The organism is Paracoccus sp. R12_2, from assembly GCF_017744015.1.
GTDB lineage: Bacteria > Pseudomonadota > Alphaproteobacteria > Rhodobacterales > Rhodobacteraceae > Paracoccus.
Genome location: NZ_JAGHRA010000011.1, coordinates 41240 through 64109 on the forward strand (window position 1 = coordinate 41240; position 22870 = coordinate 64109).

General features: G+C 65.1%; 17 protein-coding genes and 1 pseudogene. 11 read left to right on the plus strand and 7 right to left on the minus strand.

Annotated elements, in window-relative coordinates:
• Positions 1-117 precede the first annotated feature (117 nt).
• From J7359_RS13515 to J7359_RS13525, 3 genes are all read right to left on the minus strand, one after another.
• Complete coding sequence (locus tag J7359_RS13515) at positions 118-1851, minus strand: alpha/beta fold hydrolase (protein ID WP_348524387.1); 1734 nt, start codon at positions 1849-1851, stop codon at positions 118-120.
• 71 nt (positions 1852-1922) lie between these two features.
• Positions 1923-4526, minus strand: a complete 2604-nt coding sequence (locus J7359_RS13520) for an HAD-IC family P-type ATPase (RefSeq protein WP_209057334.1) — start codon at positions 4524-4526, stop codon at positions 1923-1925.
• Positions 4527-4530: 4 nt separating this feature from the next.
• Complete coding sequence (locus J7359_RS13525) at positions 4531-5118, minus strand: SDR family oxidoreductase (RefSeq protein ID WP_209057336.1); 588 nt, start codon at positions 5116-5118, stop codon at positions 4531-4533.
• A 411-nt stretch (positions 5119-5529) separates the two neighbouring features.
• On the opposite strand from J7359_RS13525, the gene J7359_RS13530 reads away from it, so the two are divergent.
• The 8 genes and pseudogenes from J7359_RS13530 to J7359_RS13565 all read left to right on the plus strand — a co-directional run bounded on the left by J7359_RS13530 (position 5530) and on the right by J7359_RS13565 (position 17297).
• Positions 5530-5760 carry a hypothetical protein gene (locus J7359_RS13530; protein WP_209057338.1) on the plus strand — a complete coding sequence of 77 codons (231 nt, stop codon included), beginning with the start codon at positions 5530-5532 and terminating at the stop codon, positions 5758-5760.
• Entirely contained in the window at positions 5757-7532 is a 1776-nt protein-coding gene (locus J7359_RS13535; protein ID WP_209057340.1) for an acetate/propionate family kinase, read from the plus strand. The genes J7359_RS13530 and J7359_RS13535 overlap by 4 nt, the downstream gene beginning before the upstream one ends.
• A gap of 960 nt (positions 7533-8492) precedes the next feature.
• Positions 8493-9017: pseudogene (locus J7359_RS20240) on the plus strand (AAA family ATPase); the annotation flags it as partial.
• Between the two features lie 464 nt (positions 9018-9481).
• On the plus strand, positions 9482-10642 hold the full coding sequence (locus J7359_RS13545) for an efflux RND transporter periplasmic adaptor subunit (RefSeq protein WP_209057343.1): 1161 nt from the start codon (positions 9482-9484) through the stop codon (positions 10640-10642).
• Positions 10643-10654: 12 nt separating this feature from the next.
• On the plus strand, positions 10655-13765 hold the full coding sequence (locus J7359_RS13550) for a multidrug efflux RND transporter permease subunit (protein ID WP_209057344.1): 3111 nt from the start codon (positions 10655-10657) through the stop codon (positions 13763-13765).
• Positions 13762-14460: a response regulator gene (locus tag J7359_RS13555; RefSeq protein ID WP_209057345.1), complete on the plus strand. Its 699-nt coding sequence runs from the start codon at positions 13762-13764 to the stop codon at positions 14458-14460. Before J7359_RS13550 ends, J7359_RS13555 begins: the two co-directional genes overlap by 4 nt.
• 73 nt (positions 14461-14533) lie before the next feature.
• Positions 14534-15541, plus strand: coding sequence for an ATP-binding protein (locus tag J7359_RS13560; protein WP_247740388.1), 1008 nt, complete (start codon positions 14534-14536; stop codon positions 15539-15541).
• Between the two features lie 97 nt (positions 15542-15638).
• Positions 15639-17297, plus strand: coding sequence for an ABC transporter ATP-binding protein (locus tag J7359_RS13565; protein ID WP_247740389.1), 1659 nt, complete (start codon positions 15639-15641; stop codon positions 17295-17297).
• A gap of 10 nt (positions 17298-17307) precedes the next feature.
• Here J7359_RS13565 and J7359_RS13570 read toward each other — a convergent pair whose 3' ends face one another.
• Entirely contained in the window at positions 17308-18828 is a 1521-nt protein-coding gene (locus J7359_RS13570; RefSeq protein ID WP_209057348.1) for an MFS transporter, read from the minus strand.
• An 84-nt stretch (positions 18829-18912) separates the two neighbouring features.
• On the opposite strand from J7359_RS13570, the gene J7359_RS13575 reads away from it, so the two are divergent.
• Complete coding sequence (locus tag J7359_RS13575) at positions 18913-19449, plus strand: TetR/AcrR family transcriptional regulator (RefSeq protein ID WP_209057350.1); 537 nt, start codon at positions 18913-18915, stop codon at positions 19447-19449.
• Positions 19450-19695: 246 nt separating this feature from the next.
• On the opposite strand, the gene J7359_RS13580 is transcribed toward J7359_RS13575, so the two are convergent.
• Positions 19696-19914: a hypothetical protein gene (locus tag J7359_RS13580; protein WP_209057351.1), complete on the minus strand. Its 219-nt coding sequence runs from the start codon at positions 19912-19914 to the stop codon at positions 19696-19698.
• A gap of 201 nt (positions 19915-20115) precedes the next feature.
• Between J7359_RS13580 and J7359_RS13585 the strand changes: the two genes are divergently transcribed.
• Both J7359_RS13585 and J7359_RS13590 read left to right on the plus strand, forming a co-directional pair.
• The gene (locus tag J7359_RS13585) at positions 20116-20379 is read left to right on the plus strand and encodes a PepSY domain-containing protein (protein WP_209057353.1); all 264 of its coding nucleotides are present in this window, start codon (positions 20116-20118) and stop codon (positions 20377-20379) included.
• The gene (locus J7359_RS13590) at positions 20372-20896 is read left to right on the plus strand and encodes a cytochrome b/b6 domain-containing protein (protein WP_209057355.1); all 525 of its coding nucleotides are present in this window, start codon (positions 20372-20374) and stop codon (positions 20894-20896) included. The genes J7359_RS13585 and J7359_RS13590 overlap by 8 nt, the downstream gene beginning before the upstream one ends.
• A 78-nt stretch (positions 20897-20974) precedes the next feature.
• Here J7359_RS13590 and J7359_RS20245 read toward each other — a convergent pair whose 3' ends face one another.
• Together J7359_RS20245 and J7359_RS13600 are read right to left on the minus strand one after the other, a co-directional pair.
• On the minus strand, positions 20975-22207 hold the full coding sequence (locus tag J7359_RS20245) for a histidine kinase dimerization/phospho-acceptor domain-containing protein (protein ID WP_209057357.1): 1233 nt from the start codon (positions 22205-22207) through the stop codon (positions 20975-20977).
• A complete protein-coding gene (locus J7359_RS13600; protein ID WP_209057360.1) occupies positions 22204-22857 on the minus strand; it encodes a response regulator transcription factor in 654 nt (217 codons plus the stop codon). Before J7359_RS13600 ends, J7359_RS20245 begins: the two co-directional genes overlap by 4 nt.
• Positions 22858-22870 lie beyond the last annotated feature (13 nt).

The following is a 22870-nucleotide window of genomic DNA, read 5'->3' on the forward strand; positions in this document are numbered from 1 at the left end:
TTTAGGACGTGAGGGCTTGATCGAGAACGGAGAGCCGCGGGCGGGGTTACCACCTACGCCCGCAAGGGAAATGTTCGGCAGCGGGCATCGCACGATCCCGACACGGGAATTCGCGACTCAGGACTGCCGGACATAGTCGCCGGGGGCTGGATCGAGCGCAGGAAGACCGCGCTGCGACGCCCCTATGCCTGGAGGTGCCACAAGTCCACCGCCATAGGTCGCGAGCCATTTCGTCCAGTCCGGCCACCACGATCCCGGCACGGGTTCCGTCTGAGCCAGCCAGCCGTCGGGTCCGACATAGAGCGCGCCAGCCGGGCGATGCGAGATTCGGTAGTGCCGGCCCTTGTGACCGGGCTGGCTGAGGATGCCGGTGTTGTGTCCGCCCTTGGTCAGCACGAAGGTCAGGTCGCAGTCAGTGAACAGCTGGGTCTTGTAGACTGATCGCCATGGCGCGATGTGGTCCGTTTCGGTGCCCACGACGAACAGGGGCACGGAAAGATCCTTCAGCGCGATCACCCGGCCCTCCACCGCGAAACGCCCCGCCGTCAGCCGGTTTTCAAGAAACAGCCCGCGCAGGTATTGCGAATGCATGCGGGCGGGCATCCGGGTCGTGTCAGAGAGCCACGCACCGATGTCGGTGGGCACATCCTCATGCCCGAGGAAGTAGCGATGGACGGCGCGGGTCCAGATCAGGTCTTCGGCGCGGATGGCCGCAAAGGCACGGGCCATCTGCGGGCGGTCCAGGTATCCCTGTTGCCACATCAGGTCTTCCAGGAACGCGATCTGGCTTTCGTCAAGGAACAGCAGAAGCTCGCCCGCCTCGGCGAAGTCCACTTGGGCGGCCATCAACGTGACCGAGGCCAGCCGGCGATCGCGGTCACGCGCCATGGTCGCCGCCGCAATCGCAAGGATCGTGCCGCCAAGGCAGTAGCCTACGGCCTGCACTGGCGTGTCGGGAACGATCGCCGCCACAGCGTTCAACGCGGCCAAGACGCCACACTTGCGGTAATCCTCCAGCGACAGGTTCCGCCGCTCGGCCTTCGGATTGATCCACGAGATCATGAAGACGGTGAAGCTTTGCTGGACCAGATAGCGCACCATCGAATTTTCGGGCGAGAGGTCGAGGATGTAATACTTCATGATCCAGGCGGGGACGATCAGGATCGGACGGGCGTGAACCTGCGGTGTCTGCGGAGCGTACTGGATCAGTTCAATCAGGTCGTTGCGAAAGACCACCTGGCCCGGAGTACAGGCCAGATCCTCACCAACTCGGTAGCCTGCGGGGGGAGAGTCGTGCCGGTTTGTCAGAGTCTTGGTCACATCCTCCCGGAAATGCGCGGCACCTTCAGTCAGGTTTCGGCCACCGGTCTTCACCGTCTCTTGGATGATCTCGGGATTGAGCAGCGGCTGGTTCGAGGGCGACAGCATGTCAAGCGTCTGGCGAGCCAGAAACCTGGTGCGGTCCGCATCTTCGATACGCAGGCCGCGCATCGGTTCGGTGGCATGATCCCACCAGTCCTGCACGGCAAGGAACCCTTGCTGCCACATCTTGAACGGAAAGGCCTGCCAGCCCGGATGGGCAAAGCGCTTGTCGTAGGGCTTTGGCGCGAAGGGCGGCGGGCCATTCGGGGTGGTCGCCAGCGCCAGGACCTTCATGAGGTTCTGCCGAGCATGCTCAGTCAGTTCCATCTGGCGGCCGGGCGAGCGCGCCATGTGTTGCGCCCAGTCGCTCCAGGCCTCGATGAAGGCATGGGGTGACACCCCGCCGCTCAGCTTCGCCAGGGCGCCGCGCAGCGCCCGGTCGAGACTGTCATGCGATTGGTCCTGCGGCGGCAGGTGCGCGGGTGGCACCACTGCAGGCAATTGCGATGGCGCTGCGGCAAGAGAAGGAATGGGAGGCGGCTTTCGTTTCGTTGGTCGCGTCATGTCTTGAACCCCAGTCTTATCTGTTTTTCGATTTCGATCAGCGCGAAAAAGACCGCGCCGATGCCTACGATCAGAAGGCCGTCGAACAGCGGGACTTGCATGGTGCCCAGAACACCCTGGAAGGGCTGAAGATAGGTGACGGCGAATTGTGCGGCCGTGATCAGAATGACCACGATCCAAACTACCTTTGTCCCGCGTGCGGCGGCCCAGGTCAGCGAGGTACTGTGGATGTTGCGGATGAAGAAAAGATGGAAGATCTCCAGCACCACCAGCGTGTTCATCGCCATGGTCTGGGCCAGGGCCAGCGGATAGCCCTTGTCGATGGCATAGGTGAAGACGCCGAAGACTGCAGCCAGGAAAAGGATGGCCACGAGGATCACATGCCAGACCAGGCCGGCCGAGAGGATCGGCGCATGGCGGTCGCGCGGCGAACGGGCCATGGTGCCCGTCTCGGTCGGCTCGAAGGCCAGCGCTAGCCCCAGTGTGATGGCGGTGATCAGGTTGAGCCAGAGTATTTGCACGGCAGTGATCGGCAGGGCGAGACCTAGGAGCAGTGCAAGCACGATCACCATGGATTCGCCGGCGTTGGTGGGCAGGGTCCAGCTGATCACCTTTTTGAGGTTGTCATAGACCGTCCGACCTTCACGCACGGCGGCAGCGATGGATGCGAAGTTGTCGTCCGCCAGCACCAGATCGGCGGCCTCCTTGGCGGCCTCGGACCCCTTCATTCCCATGGCGATCCCGGCATCCGCGCGCTTCAGGGCGGGGGCGTCGTTGACCCCGTCGCCGGTCATCGCGACAGACAGGCCGTGCGACTGTAGCGCGGTCACAAGCCGCAGCTTGTGTTCGGGGCTGGTGCGGGCAAAGACGCTGGTTTCGACCACCTCCAACGCCAGCTGCGCATCGTTCATCATGTCGAGGTCATGGCCGGTCAGCACGCGGTCGGGGATTTCAAGCCCGATCTGGCGCGCGATGGCGGCGGCGGTTCCGGCATGGTCACCCGTGATCATCTTGACGCGGATGCCCGCTGCGCGGCATTCGGCGACGGCCGAGATTGCTTCGGGGCGGGGTGGGTCGATCAGGCCGACAAGACCCAGTAAGGTCAGCCCGCCCTGCAGCGCCTTCGGGTCGATCTGGTCGCCTGCCTCGGCACATTCGGCCAATGCCAGAACTCGCAAGCCCTGCCTCGCCAACGCCTCGGCCCGTTCTTGCCAATGGTCGAGATCCAACCCCGCGCACATCCGAAGCACCCGCTCGGGCGCGCCCTTCACATGAACCAGCCTGCCGGACGAACCCTCGGTCAGCACCGCCATAAAGCGGTGGCGGCTGTCGAATGGAATGGCGTCCAAGCGCCGGGCGCTCCGATCAGCCCCCGCCTTGCCCGCAAAGGCCAGAAGCGCGCCCTCCATCGGGTCGCCTTCAACCGCCCAGACTTCGTGCTCGCGATGCAGACGCGCATCGTTGCAGAGCGCCGCGGCGAGTGCCAGTCGCCCAAGGTCACCTGGCGGGCTGATCGCTCCGCCGGGCGCGTAGCCTTCGCCCGCGATGGTAAAGGTGCCAGTCAGCGTTTCGGCCGCCGCCACCATCATCTCGTTGCGGGTCAAGGTGCCGGTCTTGTCCGTGCAGATCACTGACACCGAGCCGATCGCCTCGATTGCTGGAAGGCGGCGGATAACGGCATTGCGGCGCGCCATGGCCTGCGCGCCAATCGCCAGTGTGATGGTCATCACGACGGGCAGGCCCTCGGGGATCGCCGAGACCGCCACGCCGACGACTGCCATGAGCAGGTCGGCGAAGGGCATGTGGCCGACGAAGTAGCCGTAGGCCAAAAGCAGTGCGGCGCAAAGGAGGATCAGGAACGACAGCCAGCGCGCGAAGTGGTCCATCTGCGCGACGAGGGGGGTCGTCAGTTGTTCGACCCCGGCCAGAAGCCCGCCGATGCGCCCGATCTCGGTTGCGGCACCCGTCGCCACCACCAGCCCGCGCGCCGTGCCCTGCGTGACCAGCGTGCCCGACCACAGCATCGACCGGCGGTCGCCGAGTGCGGCATCAGCGGCGACAGGGCTTGTCCCCTTTTCCACCGGCACCGCCTCTCCCGTCAGGATCGCCTCCTGCACTGCCAGCCCCCGCGCCTCCAGCACGCGCAGATCGGCGGGCACCTTGTCGCCGGCCTCCAGCAGAACGATGTCCCCGGGCACGAGGTCAGCCCCGTCCAGCGTGACCCGCTGCCCGTCGCGCAGGGCCGCGGCCTTTGGGGCCAGCATGTTGCGGATCGCGGCCATCGCCGTCTCGGCCCTGCCCTCCTGGACAAAGCCGATCACCGCGTTGGCCAGCACCACCGCCAGGATCACCCCAGTATCGACCCAGTGCTGCAAAGCCGCCGTCACCGCCGCCGCGCCAAGGAGGACATAGATCAGCACGTTGTGGAACTGCAGCAGGAACCGCAGGACCGACCCCTGCCCCCGCACCTCGGCCAGGCGGTTGGGACCATGTCTTGCAAGACGGTCGGCCGCCTCGGACGAGGTCATGCCATCCGGCGTAGCGTCCAGCGCCGCAAGGCAATCTGCGGTGGGTGTCGCGTGGGCGTGGATCAGGGTCATGTCATCACGCCGTGTAGCCGCCGTCGATGACGACTTCCGCCCCGGTCACGAACTTCGCCTCGTCCGATGCCAGCCAGACCACCGCCCAGGCGATGTCGTCCGGCTCACCTATGGTGCCGTTGGGATGCGCGGCCCCTGCCGCGGCCTTTGCCGCCTCCAGATCGGGGGCGGTGGCGCGCAGATGGTTCTCCACCATCGGCGTCCAGATATAGGCCGGCTGGATCGAGTTCACGCGGATCTTCTCGGGCGCATAGGTGATGGCGTCGTTCTTCGACATCAGCCGCACAGCACCCTTGGAGGCATGATAGGGCGCGATGCCGCCGACGCCGATCAGCCCGGCAATGGACGACAGATTGATGATCACGCCCTTGCCATCTGCGCGAAGGTGCCGGATGGCATGCTTGGTGCCAAGGAACACGCCCTTGACGTTCACCGCCTGCACCTTGTCCCAGATCGCAATCGTCGATGCGCCAGCCCTTGCCGATGTCGATCGCACGGAACTGCCCCCCTTGATCCGGTGTCGCACGGTCGCCTCGGCGACCTTCAGGCGCTCGGCCACTTCCTTGACGGTATGATACTGGTCCTGCGGCACGGCCCTAAGCCATTCGTGGGGTTTGGCGAAGAATAGCGAAGTATTGTTTCATGTGATTGACCTGGATCAGTCAGCGAACCGATTGGTCGTGTTTTCATGTAACTCATGCCGAAGAGCGAAGGGCACGCCATGCAACACATTATGTCTGCCGCGGATTTTTCCGAATGGTCGGACAGTGCATCGCGCCGGACGATCAATCGAGAGGTTTGGCACGGTGTCCGTCATCTGATGGGACAAGACGCGCACCCTTGCGCCGAAAGATATCGTCGCCACGCATATTGCCATGGCCGACTGTCGCCGCACGGGCATTGCAATCAAGATGATCACCGGCGATCACGCCGGCACCGTCGCCGCCATCGGTCGCCAAGCCGGACTCGCGCGCCCGGACCGCATGCGGCCTCGGCGCCGTTCATGTCGCGCTTCGTTCGCAGGCGCGTGATGCTGGTGTCGATTCTCTTCACCATCGGAATCTTCGGGCAGTTCGAGATTGCGCCGCCTCATGCGGTGTTCGGCACGGCTGCACTTTCCTCTTGGCAACTTGCGTTCTGCGCGGCTGCAGTCATCCTGCTTCTGGCGATGCTGGAATTCGACAAGCGCGCCGCCACGTTCTGGAAACACAAGCCCAAAGGGGTTACCGGATGAGGGTCCTTGTCTTCAATGCCGGCAGTTCCAGCCTGAAACTGGGCGTCTTCGACGGCGAGCAGCAAGTCTTCAAGGCCAGCTTCGACCGCTTCGGTCCTGAAGGCTCTGATCTGAAGATCGGCGGCAAGTCGAGCCGCGCCCCGCAGCCTGATCTCGCCGCCGCCATCGCCGCCGTCCCGGCGCTTCTGGATCGTCACGGAGTCCAAGTGATCGACGCCGTCGGCCATCGACTGGCGCATGGCGGGACCGGGTTTACCGGCCCGGTGCGGATCGATGACAAGGTGATCGACCGCATCGACGCGCTGACGTCACTGGCGCCGCTGCACAATCCGGCAATGTTGCAAGCGGTGCGGATGGCGCGGCAGCTGTGGCCCGACCTGCCGCAGGTCGCGGTCTTCGACACCAGCTTCCACCTGACAAACCCGGCGCGCGCCACGACCTACGCCGTGCCGAAGGCGTGGCGCGAGGCCGGGCTGCGGCGCTTCGGCTTTCACGGCACCTCGCACCGATACGTCGCCGCACGCGCGGCCGAGGCGCTGGGGCAGCGGGTCTCAGAGCTAAGGATCGTCAGCATCCACCTTGGCAATGGTGCCAGCGCCTGCGCGGTGCAATACGGGCGCAGCATCGACAGTTCGATGGGGATGACCCCGCTCGAGGGGCTGGTAATGGGCACGCGCTCGGGCGATGTCGATCCCGGCGCCTTTGGTTTCCTGCAACGCGAGTTGGGGCTGGACATTCCGCAGATCGAGGCCGCGCTCTACGAAAGCAGTGGCCTCAAGGCGTTGACCGGCAGCCCGGACATGCGCGATGTCGAGGATCGGGCGGCGGCAGGCGATGCCGACGCGCAATTGGCTATCAACATCTACGCCTACCGGGCCCGCAAGTATCTGGGCGCGTACGCGGCCGCCATGGGCGGACTGGATGCGGTCGTCTTCACCGGGGGGATCGGCGAAAACTCGGCGTCGATGCGCCGCCGCATCTGCGACGGCTTCAGCTTTCTGGGCCTGATTCTGGACGAGGACCTGAATCGTTCACCGGACCTGACCGGCCGCGCCGCGCCGCAGATCCAGGCACAGGGCAGCCGCGTCGCGGTGATCGTGACCGAGACGGCCGAGCAACTGATGATCGCGCGCGAGGTGCGCCAGCTTCTGGTCCGGACCGCGCCGGTTCCGCGCGGCATCCCGGTGGCCGTGTCGGGGCGCCATGTCCACCTGTCGGCCGCGGCGGTCGAAGCCCTGTTCGGCGCGGGCTACCGCCTGACACCGGCCGCGCCGCTGCGACAGCCCGGCAACTGGGTCGCGCAAGAGCGCATTTTGCTGGAGGGTCCGAAAGGGCGGCTGGAGAGAGTTGCGATCCTCGGCCCCCTACGCCCGCGCACCCAGATCGAGGTATCGCGCACCGACAGCTTCACCCTTGGCCTCGACGCGCCGGTGCGTGACAGCGGCCGGCTCGACGGCACGCCCACCGTGCGCCTGATCGGCCCTGCAGGGCAACTTGACAGTGACGGCCTGATCGTCGCCGCGCGCCACATACACACCAACCCGGCGGACGCCGAGGCGATCGGCCTCGCGGATGGCAGCTTCGTTCATGTCCGCGTCACCGGCGCAAGCGGCCGCGACTTGGTCTTCGACCGCGTGCTGATCCGTGTCGCGCCCGGAACGGTCACGGAGATGCATATCGATACGGACGAGGCCAACGCCGCCGGCATCAGCGGCGCTGCAGAGGGAGAACTGGCCGGAACGGCCGTCGCGCTCGCGCTCGCGCCGCGCTAAGCGCCGCCGTTGCCACAGGCCAATGTCCGCCGGCGCGAAACGGTCATTCTGCCCCAAGGGAAATGAGGTGCTGATATGACGCAAGCCAACGTTGTCGCTTTTCTGAAGTCCGGGGCGGCATTCACCGCCGCCGCCCCTGTCGAGGTCGTGGAAACCCACGGCGCCTACGTGTTCCTCTGTGGAGACGAGGCTCTGAAGCTGAAGCGCGAGGTGCGCTACGACTATATGGACCTGTCCACACCCGAGCGGCGTCACGCGATGCTTCTGCGCGAGCTTGCCCTGAACAGTGCGACCGCGCCCGAAATCTATCGGGACGTCCTTCCGATCACATCTTTTGCGGGGACCGCATTATCCCTCGACGGCTTGGGCGAACCTGTGGATTGGGTCCTGCGCATGCACCGCTTTCCCGCGGAAGACGAGTTGGAGAGGATCGCCGAACGGGGGGCGCTGGACGAAAGGCTCGCGACCGCGATCGGTTCGGCAATTGCTTGCCTGCACCGAACTGCGCCGGTCAGCAAGCACGACGGCGCTGTCCTGATCCGAGACATCCTCGCCGAGTTGCGCCGGGTATTCAGCGAGTTCGAGGCTGCCCCGGGAACAGAGAGGCTGGCAGAGTGGACGGTCGCGGCAAATGCAGCCTTTCTCGAACAGCAGGATCTTCTGCGACAACGCGGTCACACAGGTCATGTGCGGCGCGGGCATGGCGACCTGCACCTGCGGAATATGGTCCTGATCGATCAGCGACCGGTCCCCTTCGACGCGCTGGAGTTCGACGAGACCTTGGGCACCTGCGATATTCTTTACGACCTGTCATTCATGATCATGGACCTCATACACCGGGACCTGCGTCCGCAGGCCTGCCGAACACTTGACGCTTGGCTTCGAGACTTCCGCGGCACCGAGGATGCGGGACTTGCGGCGCTTCCACTGTTCATCTCGCTGCGCGCGGCGATTCGGGCAATGGTCCTGCTTCAATCAGATAAGGTTCAGCAACACCGGGCCGCGCCCGCGCAGGAAGTTCGTGCCTATCTGGATCTCTCATGCGACGCCTTGAAGGCGGTGCCAGCCCGGCTCGTTGCCGTCGGCGGATACTCCGGCTCGGGCAAGACCGTGGTGGCCAGAGCGCTTGCGCCCGCGATCGGGGTGATGCCCGGAGCCGTCATGCTGTCCTCGGACCTCGAGCGCAAGGCGTGCCAGAGTACGGAGGCCCACCTGGACGCCCGAACCTATACCGCCGATCAACGCGCTGCCGTCTATGCGGGCATGCTGGACCGCGCCACGGTTGCGCTGGACGCGGGGCATTCGGCGATACTCGATGCGACCTTCGCAGACGTCATGATGCGCGCCGCTGCAGAGGACGTAGCGCGAAGGGCCAACGTGCCCTTCAGCGGAATTTGGCTATCTGCGACGCACGATCTGCTGGCCTCGCGCATCCTGAACAGGCGGGGCGACGCGTCGGATGCAGATGTGACGGTTCTGGACCGGCAGATCGCGCGAGGCGCGGGCGAAATCAGCTGGACCGTGATCGACGCATCCGGCAGCGAGGCAGAGGTCGTGGATCAGGGCCGGAAGGCGCTTACCCGCGCGCAGCTCGCGTCCCCCTCTGACTAGTCCACTGCCGAGCCTGAACTGATGACCCGCCCGAAACACCGCAACTGCGACGCCGAAGTCGATTCCCTCGGCGAACGAGGTCGCATCGCCCAAGACCATGCAGGATCGGGTGAAGACCAGGTTCGATCTGCATCCCGAACGCCTGATCGCGGACACCACCTACGGGACCGCGAACAACGGATTCCTTCTCGCTGCCACCGCCCATAACCTCCGGAAACTGGCGAAGCTCCTTCCCGCACCGCGTAACATCCTACATCCACGTAATCTCCACGAAATCTCGGCGGTACTTCCATGGCTCGATGCCATTTGCCAGCGGTGTGAAAACAACTGGACGCACCATGATACGTCGCAAGATCTTGACCCTCTCCTGCATCGGCCTGATGGCCGGGACGTTGGCCATCGGCCAATTCGAGAACCGCCTCTATGTTGCGTCGGCGGAAGAGCAGGCAATGGAACCAGCGGTCCGATTGACCGTGCGCAAGATCCAGCCAGAGCGGATCGTGCTCGAGTCCGAGTATGCTGGCCGCGTTTCAGCCCATCGACGAGTCGAAATCCGCCCGCAGGTCGGTGGACTGATCCTGGAAAGGCACGTCGAGGAGGGCGCCCGGATCTCGGCGGGGGACGTCCTGTTCCGCATCGACCCGGCGCAGCTGCAAGCCGACCTTGACGTAGCCGAGGCTGCGCTGGCTCGGGCAGAGATCGCCGAAGCCCATGCCCGGGCAGCCGTCGAACGTTCGGATTCCCTGCTCACGCGGAATGCCGTCAGCCAGCAGAGCAACGACACTGTCCACAACGACATGCGACTGGCGAAATCCGGCGTTGCCGAAGTGCGCGCCGTGGTGGAGCGCAGGCGTCTCGATCTCAACTTTGCGACCCTGCATGCGCCGATCGGCGGCTACGTCGCGGCGGGGCTGGCCGAAATCGGCGACCTAGTCACGGTTGGCGGCGACACGGCTCTTGCCGTCGTGCAGGATCTCGAGACCGTCAATATTGACCTGCGCCTGCCGGAAACCGATCTCGATGCGGTGCTGATGGCCGCCGAGGAAGGGCTGGGCACGGCCACGATCTACAAGCACCAGGGCGCCGCATGGCCGGTGACCGGCACGCTGAAATCCTCCGACGTCATCGTCGATCAGGGCACGGGCTATGTCGGCGTTCGTATCGAGGCGGCGAATCCGGACCTTGCCTTGCTGCCGGGCATGTTCGTGCGTGCGCGCCTGCCGCGCGGGGTCGTCGAAGGGGCCCTTCTGGTCCCGGAGGAGGCCGTGCTGCGCACCGGCGACGGCGGCGCGCAGCTTGTCGTCGTTTCGACCGATGGTGACGCCATGCGCCGCGATGTCCGTCTGGGCGAACGGGTCGCCACGCGCGTCATCGTCACCACCGGGCTGAAGCCAGGGGAGGTCGTGGCGGTGCGTGGCCAGGACCGCGTGCCGGACGGTGTGATGATGCCGGTCGAAGCGCACCCGGAAGATAGCCCCAAACCAGAAACACAGTCCTGAAAAGCGGATAAAATGGCCCAGTTCTTCATCCAGCGCCCGGTCTTTGCCTGGGTCATCGCGATCTTCATCGCGCTGGCCGGGATCGTCGCGATCCCACAGCTACCTGTCGCGCGTTTTCCCGACATCGCGCCGCCCAGTGTCAGCATCTTCACAAGCTATTCAGGGGCTGACGCCGCGACCGTCTCCAACAGCGTGGTCCGGCCCATCGAGAAGGAGCTCTCCAGCGTCAAGAATGTACTCTATTACGAATCGAGCGTGGATGCGACGGGCGGCGCGAACATCTCGGTCACGTTCAAACCCGGAACCAATGCCGAGATGGCGCAGATCGAGGTGCAGAACCGGCTGAAGAACGCCGAAGCCCTGCTTCCCGAACCCGTGCGCCGCGCCGGCGTCAGCGTGGAGGCGGCGGAATCGGGCTTTCTCATGGTGATCACGCTCAGGTCGAAGACCGGAGCCACGGATGAGCTGAGCCTTGGCGAATACCTGAACCGGACGCTTGGCGAAGAACTCAAGCGCGTGCCCGGTGTCGGTCGGGTGCAGTCCTTCGGGTCCGACCGTGCGCTGCGGATCTGGGTCGATCCGGCGAAGCTTGCGGCCTACGGGCTCGGCATGAGCGACGTGACGGCGGCCATCTCGCGCGAGAATGCGCAGGCCGCTCCGGGCCGGGTGGGCGACGGTCCGACCGTGCCGGGCATCAAGGTCTCCACTCCGCTGGTCATTGAAGGGCAGCTTACATCGCCCGAAGCCTTCGCCGCGATCCCCCTGCGCGCCACCGCCGACGGCGCGCGCCTTGTCCTGGGCGATGTCGCAAGGGTGAAAATGGGGGCGCAGACCACCGCCTTCAGCGTGAGCAGCAACGGCAAGGCGGCGGCCGCAGCGGCCGTCCAGATGACGCCGGGCGCCAACGCCGTCCGCACCTCTGCCGCCATCGAAAAACGGCTGGAGGAGCTGCGCCTTGCCATGCCGGACGACATGGAGGTATCGGTGTCCTACAATACCGCACCCTTCGTGAAGGTGTCGATCTCGAAGGTGGTCCATACCCTGATCGAGGCCATGGTGCTGGTGTTCCTGGTGATGCTGCTCTTTCTGCAGAAGCTGCGCTACACGCTGATCCCGACCATCGTGGCACCGATCGCTCTCCTTGGCACTTTTGCGGTGATGTGGGCGGCGGGCTTTTCGATCAACGTGCTGACCATGTTCGGCATGGTGCTGGCCATCGGCATCATCGTCGACGACGCCATCGTCGTGGTCGAGGCCGTCGAGCGGATCATGGCACGTCAGGGCCTGTCTGCGAAAGCCGCGACGCAACAGGCGATGCGCGAAATCACCGGAGCGATCGTCGGCACGACGCTCGTCCTCGTCGCCGTCTTCATCCCGATGGGGCTGGCGAGCGGGTCTGTCGGGGCGATCTACAAACAGTTCACGCTGTCCATGGCGGTGTCGATCCTGCTGTCCTCGGTGCTTGCGCTGACGCTAACACCCGCACTCTGCGCGACGCTCCTGCGCCCGGTGACGGACCATGGCGCGGCCCGCGGGATCTTCGGCTGGTTCAACCGCGGGTTCGACGCGCTGACACGGAGATATACCGGTTGGGTCGGCTGGACCCTGCGCCGCGGTGGGCGGATGGTCGTGCTTTATCTTGCGCTGGTCGCGGTGCTGGGTGTCGCCTATACCCGACTCCCCACCTCCTTCGTTCCCGAAGAGGATCAGGGCAGCTTCATGGCAATGTTCGAGCTTCCCTCGGGCGCCACGGCCGAACGCACGCGCGATGTTATCGCCGCCTACGAGGCGCATACCGCGACCCGTCCCGACATCGCCGAGAACACAGTGATCCTCGGCTTCGGCTTCTCCGGCTCGGGACCGAACGCCGCGCAGGCCTTCACCAGCCTGAAGGACTGGGATAAGCGCACGACCAGCGTGGACGAGGAAATTGCCGCCGCCGAAGCCGCGATGGCTGACATACCTGAGGGTATGGCCATGATCATGAAACCACCCGCTATCGAGTCGCTCGGCACGACCTCGGGCTTCTCCCTGCGGCTGGAAGACCATGCCAATGCCGGTCCCGTGGCCTTGAAGGCGGCCGAGGACAGGCTCGTTGCTCTTGCTGCCGACAGCCCGCTGCTTTCGGGCGTCATGAGCGAGGGCCTGCCGAACGGCATGGCAATCGCGCTAAAGATCGACCGGGAAAAGGCGCAGGCGCTCGGGCTCGGCTTCGATGCGATCACTGACACGATCGGCACCGCCATCGGCTCGACCTATGTGAACGACTTTCCCTACCAGGGACAGATGCGGCAGGTCATCGTGCAGGCCGAAGCCGAGGCCCGGATGCATGCCGAGGACGTGCTGCGGCTCGAGGTGCGCAATGCCGAGGGCGGCATGGTCCCGCTGTCCGAAGTGGTGACCCCGGTCTGGCAAGACACACCCTCGCAGCTCGACCGTTATAACGGTTACCCGGCGGCGCGCATCTCGGGCGAGGCGGCAAGCGGCGTGTCCAGCGGCGCCGCCATGGCCGAGATGGAGCGGCTGGCCAAGGCGCTGCCGCAGGGTTTCGCCGTGGAATGGACCGGGCAGTCGCTGCAGGAAAGGCAATCGGCCAGCCAGGCACCCATGCTATTCGCCGCCTCGATGCTGATCGTGTTCCTGGTGCTCGCGGCGCTCTACGAAAGCTGGTCGATGCCCTTCGCGGTGATGCTGGTGGTGCCTCTCGGTGTCCTCGGTGCCGTGACGGCGGTGCTGCTGCGCGGTGCGGATAATGACGTGTTCTTCAAGGTGGGGCTTATCACTATTATCGGGTTGTCGGCCAAGAACGCGATCCTCATGATCGAATATGCCCGTCACCTGCGTGAGGGCGGCATGGGGCTCAACCGCGCGATCTTGCAGGCCGCGCGTCTGCGCCTGCGTCCGATCGTCATGACTTCGCTTGCTTTCATCCTCGGAGTCCTCCCGCTTCTGCTGGCCAAGGGGGCCGCGTCCGAAATCCAGAACGCGATCGGTACAGGCGTCTTCGGGGGCATGGTTTCGGCCACGGTGTTGGGCGTATTCTTCGTCCCTTTGCTTTATGTCGCCGTCAGCCGCCCGACTCGCCTGAAGGCCCAACCCGCGTTGAAAGAGGTTCCCGCATGACCGAAGCCCTGATCCTGATCGTCGAGGACGAGCCCGAGATTGCAGAAATTCTTGAAAGCTACTTTGCCCGCGAGGGTTTTCGCGTGATCTCGGCCCGCGACGGAACCACGGGTCTGATGCATCACCAGAGCCTGCGACCAGATCTGGTGGTGCTCGACATCAAGCTGCCCAGGCAGGACGGCTTCGAGGTGCTGGCCGCGATCCGCCGACGTGGAGAGACGCCGGTGATCATGGTCACCGCATTGGCCGAGGATCTGGACAAGCTGCAGGCGCTGCGGATCGGGGCCGACGATTACGTGGTCAAACCCTTCAATCCGCGTGAAGTGGTGGCACGCGCCCGCGCCGTGCTGCGCCGGACGATGGGGCGGGCGCCGGATGCGCTGCTGCGCGTCGGTCCGCTGACGATCGATCCTCAGGCTCATCGCGCGATGTTGGATGTCGAGGGCGCGCCGGCCTCGCTCGACCTGACGCCGACGGAGTTCCGCATCCTGTCGCACATGGCGGGCTCTCCGGGACGGGCCTTCAGCCGGGCCGACCTCGTGGATGCCTGCCTTCCCGAGGGTGCAGCGCTCGACCGGACGGTCGACAGCCATGTCAGCAATCTGCGCCGCAAGCTCGCGTCGGCGGGTGCGGGCGACATGCTGACGGGCGTGCGCGGGTTCGGCTACCGTCTGGATGAGCCAAATGCCCGCTAACCTGAACGCACGCATCTCGCGCACCATCGTCGGGCTGACGCTGATCGCGGCGCTGATCGTCTCGCTTGGCCTGATGGCCTATTTCCTGTTCATCTACGACTGGATCTACCCGACCGAAACGCTGGACGGCACGGGCTGGCGCACGGCGGACAGCGTCATGGTGCTGATCTTGTTGGCCTTCGGCCTGTTGACGGCATCGTGGATCGGCTGGCGGCTGGCACGGCGGATCGTCGAACCGTTGAAATCGGTCGGAGGCGCCGCGCGCCGGATCGCCGAGGGCAACTTCTCCGCCCGGGCCGAGGGTCCTTATGGCAGCTTCCAGGAAGCAGTCGATCTGCAGGCGGATTTCAATGCCATGGCCGAACGCCTGGAACGCGCGGAGGCAGAGCTTGCCTATTCCAATTCGGCCATCGCGCACGAACTTCGCACGCCGCTGACCATCCTGCGCGGAAGGCTGCAGGGTCTGTCCGATGGTGTTTTCGATCCGACGCCTGAAACCTTCGACCGGCTCATCGCGCATGTCGACCATCTGTCGGCCATCGTGGAGGAGCTGCGTACGCTCGCCCTCGGCAATGCCGGCCGGCTGGAGCTGTCGGGTGCGCGCCTTGACCTTGCCGAGGAGGTCGAGGCGGCCCTTAGCGGGCTTGAGGCGGAACTGGCCGCCTCCGGCATCACCGTGACCCACGCTCTGGCCCCGGCGCTCATCTTCGCGGACCGGATGCGGCTGCGGCAAGCCTTCGTCGCGGTGCTGGAAAACTGCCGCCGCTACGCTCCGCATGCCGGGGTTCACATCGAGACCATGGTTCAGGGCGACCAGGTCCTGTTCCGCTGCGCTGATACCGGCCCGGGACTGGCAGAGGAAGAGCGGGCCCGCGCCTTCGACCGCTTCTGGCGGGCGGACGCCTCCCGCGGGCGCAATCATGGCGGCTCGGGCCTCGGCCTTTCCATCGTGCGCGCCATTGCCCGCGCCCATGGCGGCGAGGCTCGGGTCCTGCCGCACGAGCCCACGGGCCTGACCGTGGAAATCCGCTTGCCGAAGCAGCCACTTCCCAAAGGCATGACAGATGATGGACGATCCTGACGCTTACGGTGACCTTGCCGTGCGGCATGTGTCGATGCGCCGTGTCCTGCAGCTTTTTGCCCCCCACCGGGCGCGGATCGCGGGGGTCACGGCGCTGATGGTGCTTGCATCGGCCATCGGGCTGGCCGGGCCGTTCCTGCTGCGCGCGATCATCGACACGGCCCTGCCGCAGCAGGATCTATCGCTGCTGGTGTGTCTCGCAGGGGGCATGATCGTGGCGGCGTTGGTGTCGGCGGGGATCGGCGCGCTGCAAGTCGTCCTGAGCACCCGCATCGGGCAGGCCATTCTGCATGATCTTCGGGTCCGTCTCTATGCCCATCTGCAGACGCTGTCGCTGCGCTTCTTCACCGGCACGCGCACCGGCGAAGTGCAGTCTCGGATCGCCAGCGACATTGCCGGACTGCAATCCCTGATGACCGAGACCGCGAACGAGCTTGGCCGCTCGCTCAGCGCGGTGGTGATGACGGCGGTGGCGATCGTGATCCTGGACTGGCGGCTGTCGCTCTTTGTCCTTGTCATCGTGCCGGTGACCGTGCTGATCAGCACCCGGGTCGCCCGCCTGCGTGAGAGGCTGACCTATCAGCAGCAGGAACGCGCCGCCGACATGTCTGCCGCGGTCGAACAGACGCTCTCGGCCCCCGGCATCATCCTCTCCCGCACCATGGGGCGCGGCCCGTTGCTGACTCAGCGCTTTGCCGGCATCTCGCGGGATCTGGCCCGGCTCGAGTCCGGCGCACACACGGCGGGCGAATGGCAATGGTCGCTGATCGGCTTCGCGCTGGCGACGCTGCCCGCTTTGACGTTGCTGGCTGGTGGGCTGCTGATGCAAACCGGCAATCCAGCCAGCATCGGCACGCTCGTCGCCATGATCGCGCTTCAGGAGCAGCTTCTGTGGCCCTTCGAGCAACTGCTTGAAATCGGTCGCGAGACGCGCAAGACCCGTGCGCTGTTCGCCCGCGTCTTCGAGTATCTCGACAAACCGGCCGAGATCACCGAATGCGCGGATCCTGTCACCATCCCACGGTCCGAGATGCGCGGCGAGGTGCAGCTCAACGACGTCCGGTTCGCCTATGACGAAGGGCGCGACCCGACGGTAGATGGCGTGAGCCTGTCAATCCCGCCCGGGTCCCATGTCGCCATCGTTGGCCCCACCGGTTCGGGCAAGACCACGCTAGGTTATCTGCTGGCGCGGCTCTACGACGTCGACAGCGGCGCGATCCGCTTCGACGGGACGGACCTGCGCGACCTCAGCTTCGACACGCTCTCGCAGATGCTCGGGGTGGCCTCGCAGGAACCTTACCTGCTGCACGCGTCTGTGGCCGATAACCTGCGCTTTGCCCGGCCCGAGGCCACGGAGGCAGAATTGATCTCGGCTGCCAAGGTGGCGCAGATCCACGACCACATCACAGCGCTTCCCGATGGCTACGGGACGCTCATCGGCGAAGGCGGTTTCCGCTTCTCAGGGGGAGAGAAGCAACGCCTTGCTCTGGCCCGAACGCTCCTGCGCGACCCGCCGATCCTGCTCCTCGACGAGGCGACAAGTGCGCTTGACACGCGCACCGAGCGGGCGATGTCCGAGGCTTTGGAAGCGATGTCGAAAGGCCGCACGACGATCACCATCGCGCATCGCCTCTCGACCATCCGCGATGCAGACCTCATCGTGGTCATGCAACGCGGAAGGGTGGTCGAGACTGGCACTCATGTCGCGCTTCAGGCGCAGGGTGGCGTCTATGCAGGGCTTCTGGCTGGCGCGTGACCGGCCTGACTTAGTGCTGGGTGGCCGCGTCCCGGCGTCTTTCACCAAGCAGGAAGAACACCAGAACCGCCAACAGGCCCAAGAGCAGCGCCGCCGCCGTCAGAAGCGCCGAATGCGTCGTCGAGAACGCCGCCTTGCCAGCAGAGATCAATGCCGCACCCTCGTCGTCACCAAGCCCCTGCGCGACGATGTAGACGTCTCCGATGGACTGCGCCGCTTGCTCGGCCAGCGACGCGGGGATACCGTCGGGCAGGATCAGTTGACGTCCGAACAGCACCGAGATGGACACGCCGAAAAAGGTGATCCCGAGGCCGGTACCCAGCTCGTACCCCGTCGCCTCGAGCGAGCCGGCGGCGCCGGCTTCCTGCGCTTCTGCCGCGCCCATGATCGCGATGGAAGAGGCGGTGAGTCCGATGCTCAGCGCAAGACCAAGGACCGCCAGAAGCGCCGGCACGATCAGCCCAGCGTTCTGAAGATCCGAGACGGCAAGCCTCGCTAGCGCGCCCGCCGAGATCGCCAGCGACAAGCAGGCCACCGGTCGCAGCCCCAGGCGCGACGACAGGCTGCCCGCGACCGGGCCGCCAAGCGCTGCGGCGGCCATGATCGGGACCAGGAAGATGCCGGCCTGCAACGGCGTCTTGTCCAGAACATATTGCAGTTCCTGTGCAAGCGTCAGTTCGACACCTGCAAGCGATCCACTGGCTACCACTGCCATGACGATCCCTGCCACGATGGCAGGGCGCGAAAACAGCGACAGGTCGAGCATCGGCTGCGTGCTGCGGAGTTGCAGCCGGGCGAAGATCCAGAGCAGCGTCACGCCAACCGCGAGGATCGGCAGCACCAGCGCCAACGGTTGTTTGGCCCCGAACCCCGCCTTGATCGCGTAGACGGTGGCGATCATGCCAAGGATCAGCAGCACCGCCTGGCCGATTGGCCAATGACCGGGTGTCAGAACCTCGCGCCGCGGCAGCAACAGCCAACAGGCAGGCAGAACGACCAGCATCACCGGAACGTTGATCAAAAAGACCGAACCCCACCAGAAATGCCCAAGCAGCGCCCCGCCGATCAAAGGCCCGACCGCGGCGCCGGCGGCCCCCACCGTGCCCCAGAGCCCGAGCGCCAGGCCGCGCTCGGCCGGATCCTCAAAGGTGCGTCGGATGACGCCCAGCACACAGGGCATGATCATAGCCCCACCGAGCGCAAGCAGCATGCGCGCGGCAATGAGTAGAACAGGGGTCGATGCAAAGGCCGCCAGACACGATGCCACACCGAATACCGCAAGCCCCGACAGCAGGACGCGCCGCGTGCCCGTGCGATCGGCAAGCGTGCCCATCGGCACCAGAAGCCCCGCCATCAGCAGCGGATAGATGTCGATGATCCACAGAACCTGTGCGTTGTCCGCCCCCAGCGCCTGCGTCAGCGAGGGCACCGCGACGTGCAGGATCGTCATGTCCAGGACGACCGGCAGGAAGGCCAGCATCACCGCCAGCAGGACAAGCCAGCGTTTGGGATCGGGTTGACGCGGGATCATTTCTCACCTGAACTATACGTTGCGTTCAGCTATATAAATACGATCGTATTTAATGCAATCCTTTCCCGACCGAAGAGAAGGCCCATGGGCAGAAAATCGACAATCACCCGCGAAGGCTTGCTTGACGTCGCCGAAGGCCTCGTTCGCTCGGGCGGTGCCGGGGCGCTGACCATCGGCGCGCTGGCGCAGGCGGCAGGCGTGTCGAAAGGCGGCGTGCAGTATTCCTTCGCCAGCAAGGACGACCTCGTCCGCGCGCTTGTCGAACGATGGACAACGCAGTTCGACGCATTGCTGGAGGTCGAGCCTGATACCGACCCGGTGACCTTCGTCCGGCACTACATCGCTGCGACCCGGGCATCGCAGCAGGCCATGGATGCCAAGATGGCAGGGCTTCTCGTCAGCTATCTGGAAGACCCCGAGAACCGACAGGAGACACGTGATTGGTATCGCGGTATCTTCCACCGGCTCGGAGGCACTTCGGCTGACGCACAGGCTGCGCGGGTCGCCTTCCTCGCGGTGGAGGGGTTGTTTCTCATGCACATGAACGGGATCGACGAGCAGCGAGAATGGGTTAGCTTTCTCGACGACGTCGAGACGGTACTTGCTCGGCTGACAAGCTGAGCTCGACCGGCAGCCGTCGAAGGCGCCGATGCTGCATTTCCGTGCGAGCCATTGCGCATGTCAGGAACGCGACGAACGAAGCTGCGCGCGACGTTCTCATTCCAGACAATGGGGTTGCGGCCATGACCTGAAACCTCGGTTTGCGAGGCCCCTGCATCGCGGTGAACATTTTGACCGTCATATGCGGGATGAACTCGCGAAAGCCCGGCTGTCAGCCCTCGGCATCTTCGGCGACTGAGGCGGCGATCAACGTGTCGATCTTTCGGGATGGCGGATGGCCAACTGCAACCCGGCCATGGAATATCCGAACACATCCGCGTCTTGCAGGTCCACGGCATCCATGAAGACCGCCACGTCGTAATACATCTGCATCCCGATGACCTCGACGCGCGCGCCGGTGCCGGGGGGCCGCCTGCTGTTGCGCTGCGACCGGACAGGCAACCGTTCATGCCGTTTCTTTCGCATTTGGCGCTGCATCGCAAAGGCCGCGACCAAGAGCACGGCCCGCGCATCACCTGAAGTATTCGCGCCTGAACAACCCAAGGCCTGGCGAACATTTACCTCCGTCAAGCATTGCTGGTGGAATCGCCGCTCTGCGCCTGCAAGGTTTCTGAAAGCTTCGACATGCATGCACCGTTCATCGAAACGCAGATGATGGAGACACCCATGCGATTTATTCTAATCCCCGCCCTTGTCCTGATGACGACCCTGGCCGTGCCCGCACTTGCAAGTGAACGCTGCAACGTGCCGCAGTCCGACTGGCGCCCGGTCGAAGATCTGAAGGTTGCGCTGGCAGCCAAGGGCTGGACCATCAACAACGTCAAGACCGAGGATGGCTGCTACGAGGTCTATGGCCATGACGAGGCCGGCAAACGCGTCGAGATCTTTTTCGATCCGGCCACCTTTGAGGCCGTCGGTTCAGATGACTGAAAGGATCAAGGTCTGGGATGTGTTCGTCCGGTTGTTTCACTGGAGCCTGGTCGGTCTGATCGCCGGAACCTGGCTGACCTCGGACGGTCCCAAGGCGCTGCATGAACGCATGGGATACGCCATTGCAGCCTTGATTGCGGCCCGGCTGGTGTGGGGCCTTATCGGCCCCCGCCATGCGCGCTTCGTCGATTTCGTGCGCGGTCCGCGTGCCGTCCTGCATTACCTGGGCGACCTGCGACAGGGGCGCGAGCAGCGCTATCTGGGCCACAACCCCGCCGGTGGCGCGATGATCGTTGCCCTGCTGCTGACCGTGACAGGCACCGCCGTCACCGGATGGTTACAGACCACCGACATGTTCTGGGGTTCAGACGCCATGGAGGAGGTCCATGAGATTCTGGCAACGTCGATCCTGATCCTCGTGGCCCTGCATGTTTCCGGCGTGATCGTCGAAAGCCTTCGCCACCGCGAGAACCTTGTTCTTTCGATGCTGACCGGATTCAAGCGTCCTTGGTCTTGAAAGTGCCGCCACTGAGAGGTCCGAAGCCGTGTCCCTGTCGCTTTGGCGGGCGGGGGCCAAGCACTCCGCGCTAGCAGTTCAGTCCCGGCGGCTGCCGGACCGATCCGCAAAGCTGACACGGACCAGTGCCCGGTGCGGTTCCATGACGTATTCGATCCCGATACCTTGCGTTTCGGCGACGCGGGCCACGATTGCCAGTCCCAGGCCCGCCCCGGAGGAACTGGCGGACTTGTCGAACGTGGCATGCCGAAAGACGGCGCACGGACGGACGGCATTCGACACGGTGACAACCGGCCCCATCGACAGCACCATGCGCAGATCCCCGACGCCGTGATCTGCGGCGTTCCGCAACAGGTTGCGCAGAATCAACGCCAAGGCATCGGGATCGACGGCAACGATCGCTTCGGCGAGCTCGGCATCGTCGAAGTGAACCGGCAGGTCGCTCTCTGCGATCACCATGCGCGCCACACGCACCAGGTCGCAAGGTCCCGCCCCCATCGAGCCCGCCTCTGCCCGTGACAATTGCAGCAAACGGTCCACCAGATGGCCCATCCGCCCAAGCGCTGCGGCCAGGCGTCCGGCGGCCGCCGGGTCGGCAAGTCCCGCAGCGATCAACTGCGCCTGCCCGGAGGCCGCCGCGATAGGGGTGCGCAACTCGTGCGCGGCGTTGGTGGCGAACTGACGTTCGGCTTCGATGCGGGCGCGAATGTCGTCCAGATAGCCGTTCAAAGCGTGCGGGATCGGCGCCAGCTCGGCAGGCAGATCAGGCGCATTGACCGGCGACAGGTCGCGCGCAGACCGTCCGCGCAGCATCATCGCCAGTCTTGTGGCTGGACGCAGCGCCGAGGCGACGGCGCCCCGCGCCGCGATCAGGGTCGCCAGCAGAACCGGCAGCATCAGCGCAACAAGCCAGCCAAGACTTTCGGCAAGTTCGTCCTGACGCCATTCGCTGCTTTGACCGACCTCGACCACAATGTCGTCATCGGGATCCGACAGCCGGAAAACGCGCCAACCCGGCAGATCCTGACCACCATCCTGTGCCACCGGCGTCCAGGGCGCGTCGGTGACTATCGCACCACCATCGATGATGCGTATCGCGCCATCCCCCTGCACCAGCGCACCCAGCTGCCCGGCGCCCTTGTAAAGCGACAACGACATTCTTGCCGAGTTGCCCAATGTGTCGTCCATCAGTTCGGACATCTCGTGGGCGACGACCAACGCTGCCAGTCCGACGCCGGCAAGCCATGCTAGGCAGGCGCCCAGCACCACGCGCCGAACCAGCCGCTGACGCAAGGACCATGGCCGCGTCACGGTATCAGGTATCCAAGCCCGCGCCGTGTCTCGATCACGCTTGCGCCCAGCTTCGCACGCAGGCGCGAGACGTAGACCTCGACGGCATTCCCCTCGACCGCATCGTCGAAGGCATATAGACGTTCCTCAAGCACCTGCTTTGACAAAACCCTGCCTCGTGCGGACAGAAGCGCGTCGAACAGCGCCCATTCGCGCGATGTCAGGCGGATTTCGGCATCATCGCGAAAAAGCCGCGCCCCGGCGCGGTCGATGCGCAGTGGTCCCAGCCGGCTTTCCGGAGCCGGATCGCCCGAGGCGCGGCGGCCATGCGCCCGCAGACGGGCCGCGACCTCGCCCAGATCATAGGGCTTCACGACGTAATCGTCGCCCCCGGCATCGAGCCCCGCGATCCGTTCCGATATCTGGTCGCGGGCGGTCGCTATGACGACGGGAACGCGGTTTCCGCGCCGCCGCTGTTCCCGCAGCAGCGTCAGTCCCGACCCATCGGGCAAGGCAAGGTCCAGAAGGACCGCATCAAATTCGGCGACATCCAACGCGGCCTCGGCGGCGGCAAGATCCGGGGCGTGATCGACTGCGTGACCCTCTGCCCGAAGAAATCGCCCAAGCGCGTCGGCGATGTCAGCCTCGTCCTCTACCATAAGCACGCGCATCACACTCTCCCGC

What these genes read in the sequence shown, in the direction of transcription:
- J7359_RS13565 (WP_247740389.1), top strand. Translation starts at nt 15,639, where the DNA reads ATGGTGCTTGCATCGGCCATCGGGCTGGCCGGGCCGTTCCTGCTGCGC.
- J7359_RS13545 (WP_209057343.1), top strand. Translation starts at nt 9,482, where the DNA reads ATGATACGTCGCAAGATCTTGACCCTCTCCTGCATCGGCCTGATGGCC.
- J7359_RS13550 (WP_209057344.1), top strand. Translation starts at nt 10,655, where the DNA reads ATGGCCCAGTTCTTCATCCAGCGCCCGGTCTTTGCCTGGGTCATCGCG.
- J7359_RS13535 (WP_209057340.1), top strand. Translation starts at nt 5,757, where the DNA reads ATGAGGGTCCTTGTCTTCAATGCCGGCAGTTCCAGCCTGAAACTGGGC.
- J7359_RS13560 (WP_247740388.1), top strand. Translation starts at nt 14,534, where the DNA reads ATGGCCTATTTCCTGTTCATCTACGACTGGATCTACCCGACCGAAACG.
- J7359_RS13600 (WP_209057360.1), bottom strand. Translation starts at nt 22,857, where the DNA reads ATGCGCGTGCTTATGGTAGAGGACGAGGCTGACATCGCCGACGCGCTT.
- J7359_RS13575 (WP_209057350.1), top strand. Translation starts at nt 18,913, where the DNA reads ATGGGCAGAAAATCGACAATCACCCGCGAAGGCTTGCTTGACGTCGCC.
- J7359_RS13585 (WP_209057353.1), top strand. Translation starts at nt 20,116, where the DNA reads ATGCGATTTATTCTAATCCCCGCCCTTGTCCTGATGACGACCCTGGCC.
- J7359_RS13520 (WP_209057334.1), bottom strand. Translation starts at nt 4,526, where the DNA reads ATGACCCTGATCCACGCCCACGCGACACCCACCGCAGATTGCCTTGCG.
- J7359_RS13555 (WP_209057345.1), top strand. Translation starts at nt 13,762, where the DNA reads ATGACCGAAGCCCTGATCCTGATCGTCGAGGACGAGCCCGAGATTGCA.
- J7359_RS13590 (WP_209057355.1), top strand. Translation starts at nt 20,372, where the DNA reads ATGACTGAAAGGATCAAGGTCTGGGATGTGTTCGTCCGGTTGTTTCAC.
- J7359_RS13570 (WP_209057348.1), bottom strand. Translation starts at nt 18,828, where the DNA reads ATGATCCCGCGTCAACCCGATCCCAAACGCTGGCTTGTCCTGCTGGCG.
- J7359_RS13580 (WP_209057351.1), bottom strand. Translation starts at nt 19,914, where the DNA reads ATGCGAAAGAAACGGCATGAACGGTTGCCTGTCCGGTCGCAGCGCAAC.
- J7359_RS13530 (WP_209057338.1), top strand. Translation starts at nt 5,530, where the DNA reads ATGTCGCGCTTCGTTCGCAGGCGCGTGATGCTGGTGTCGATTCTCTTC.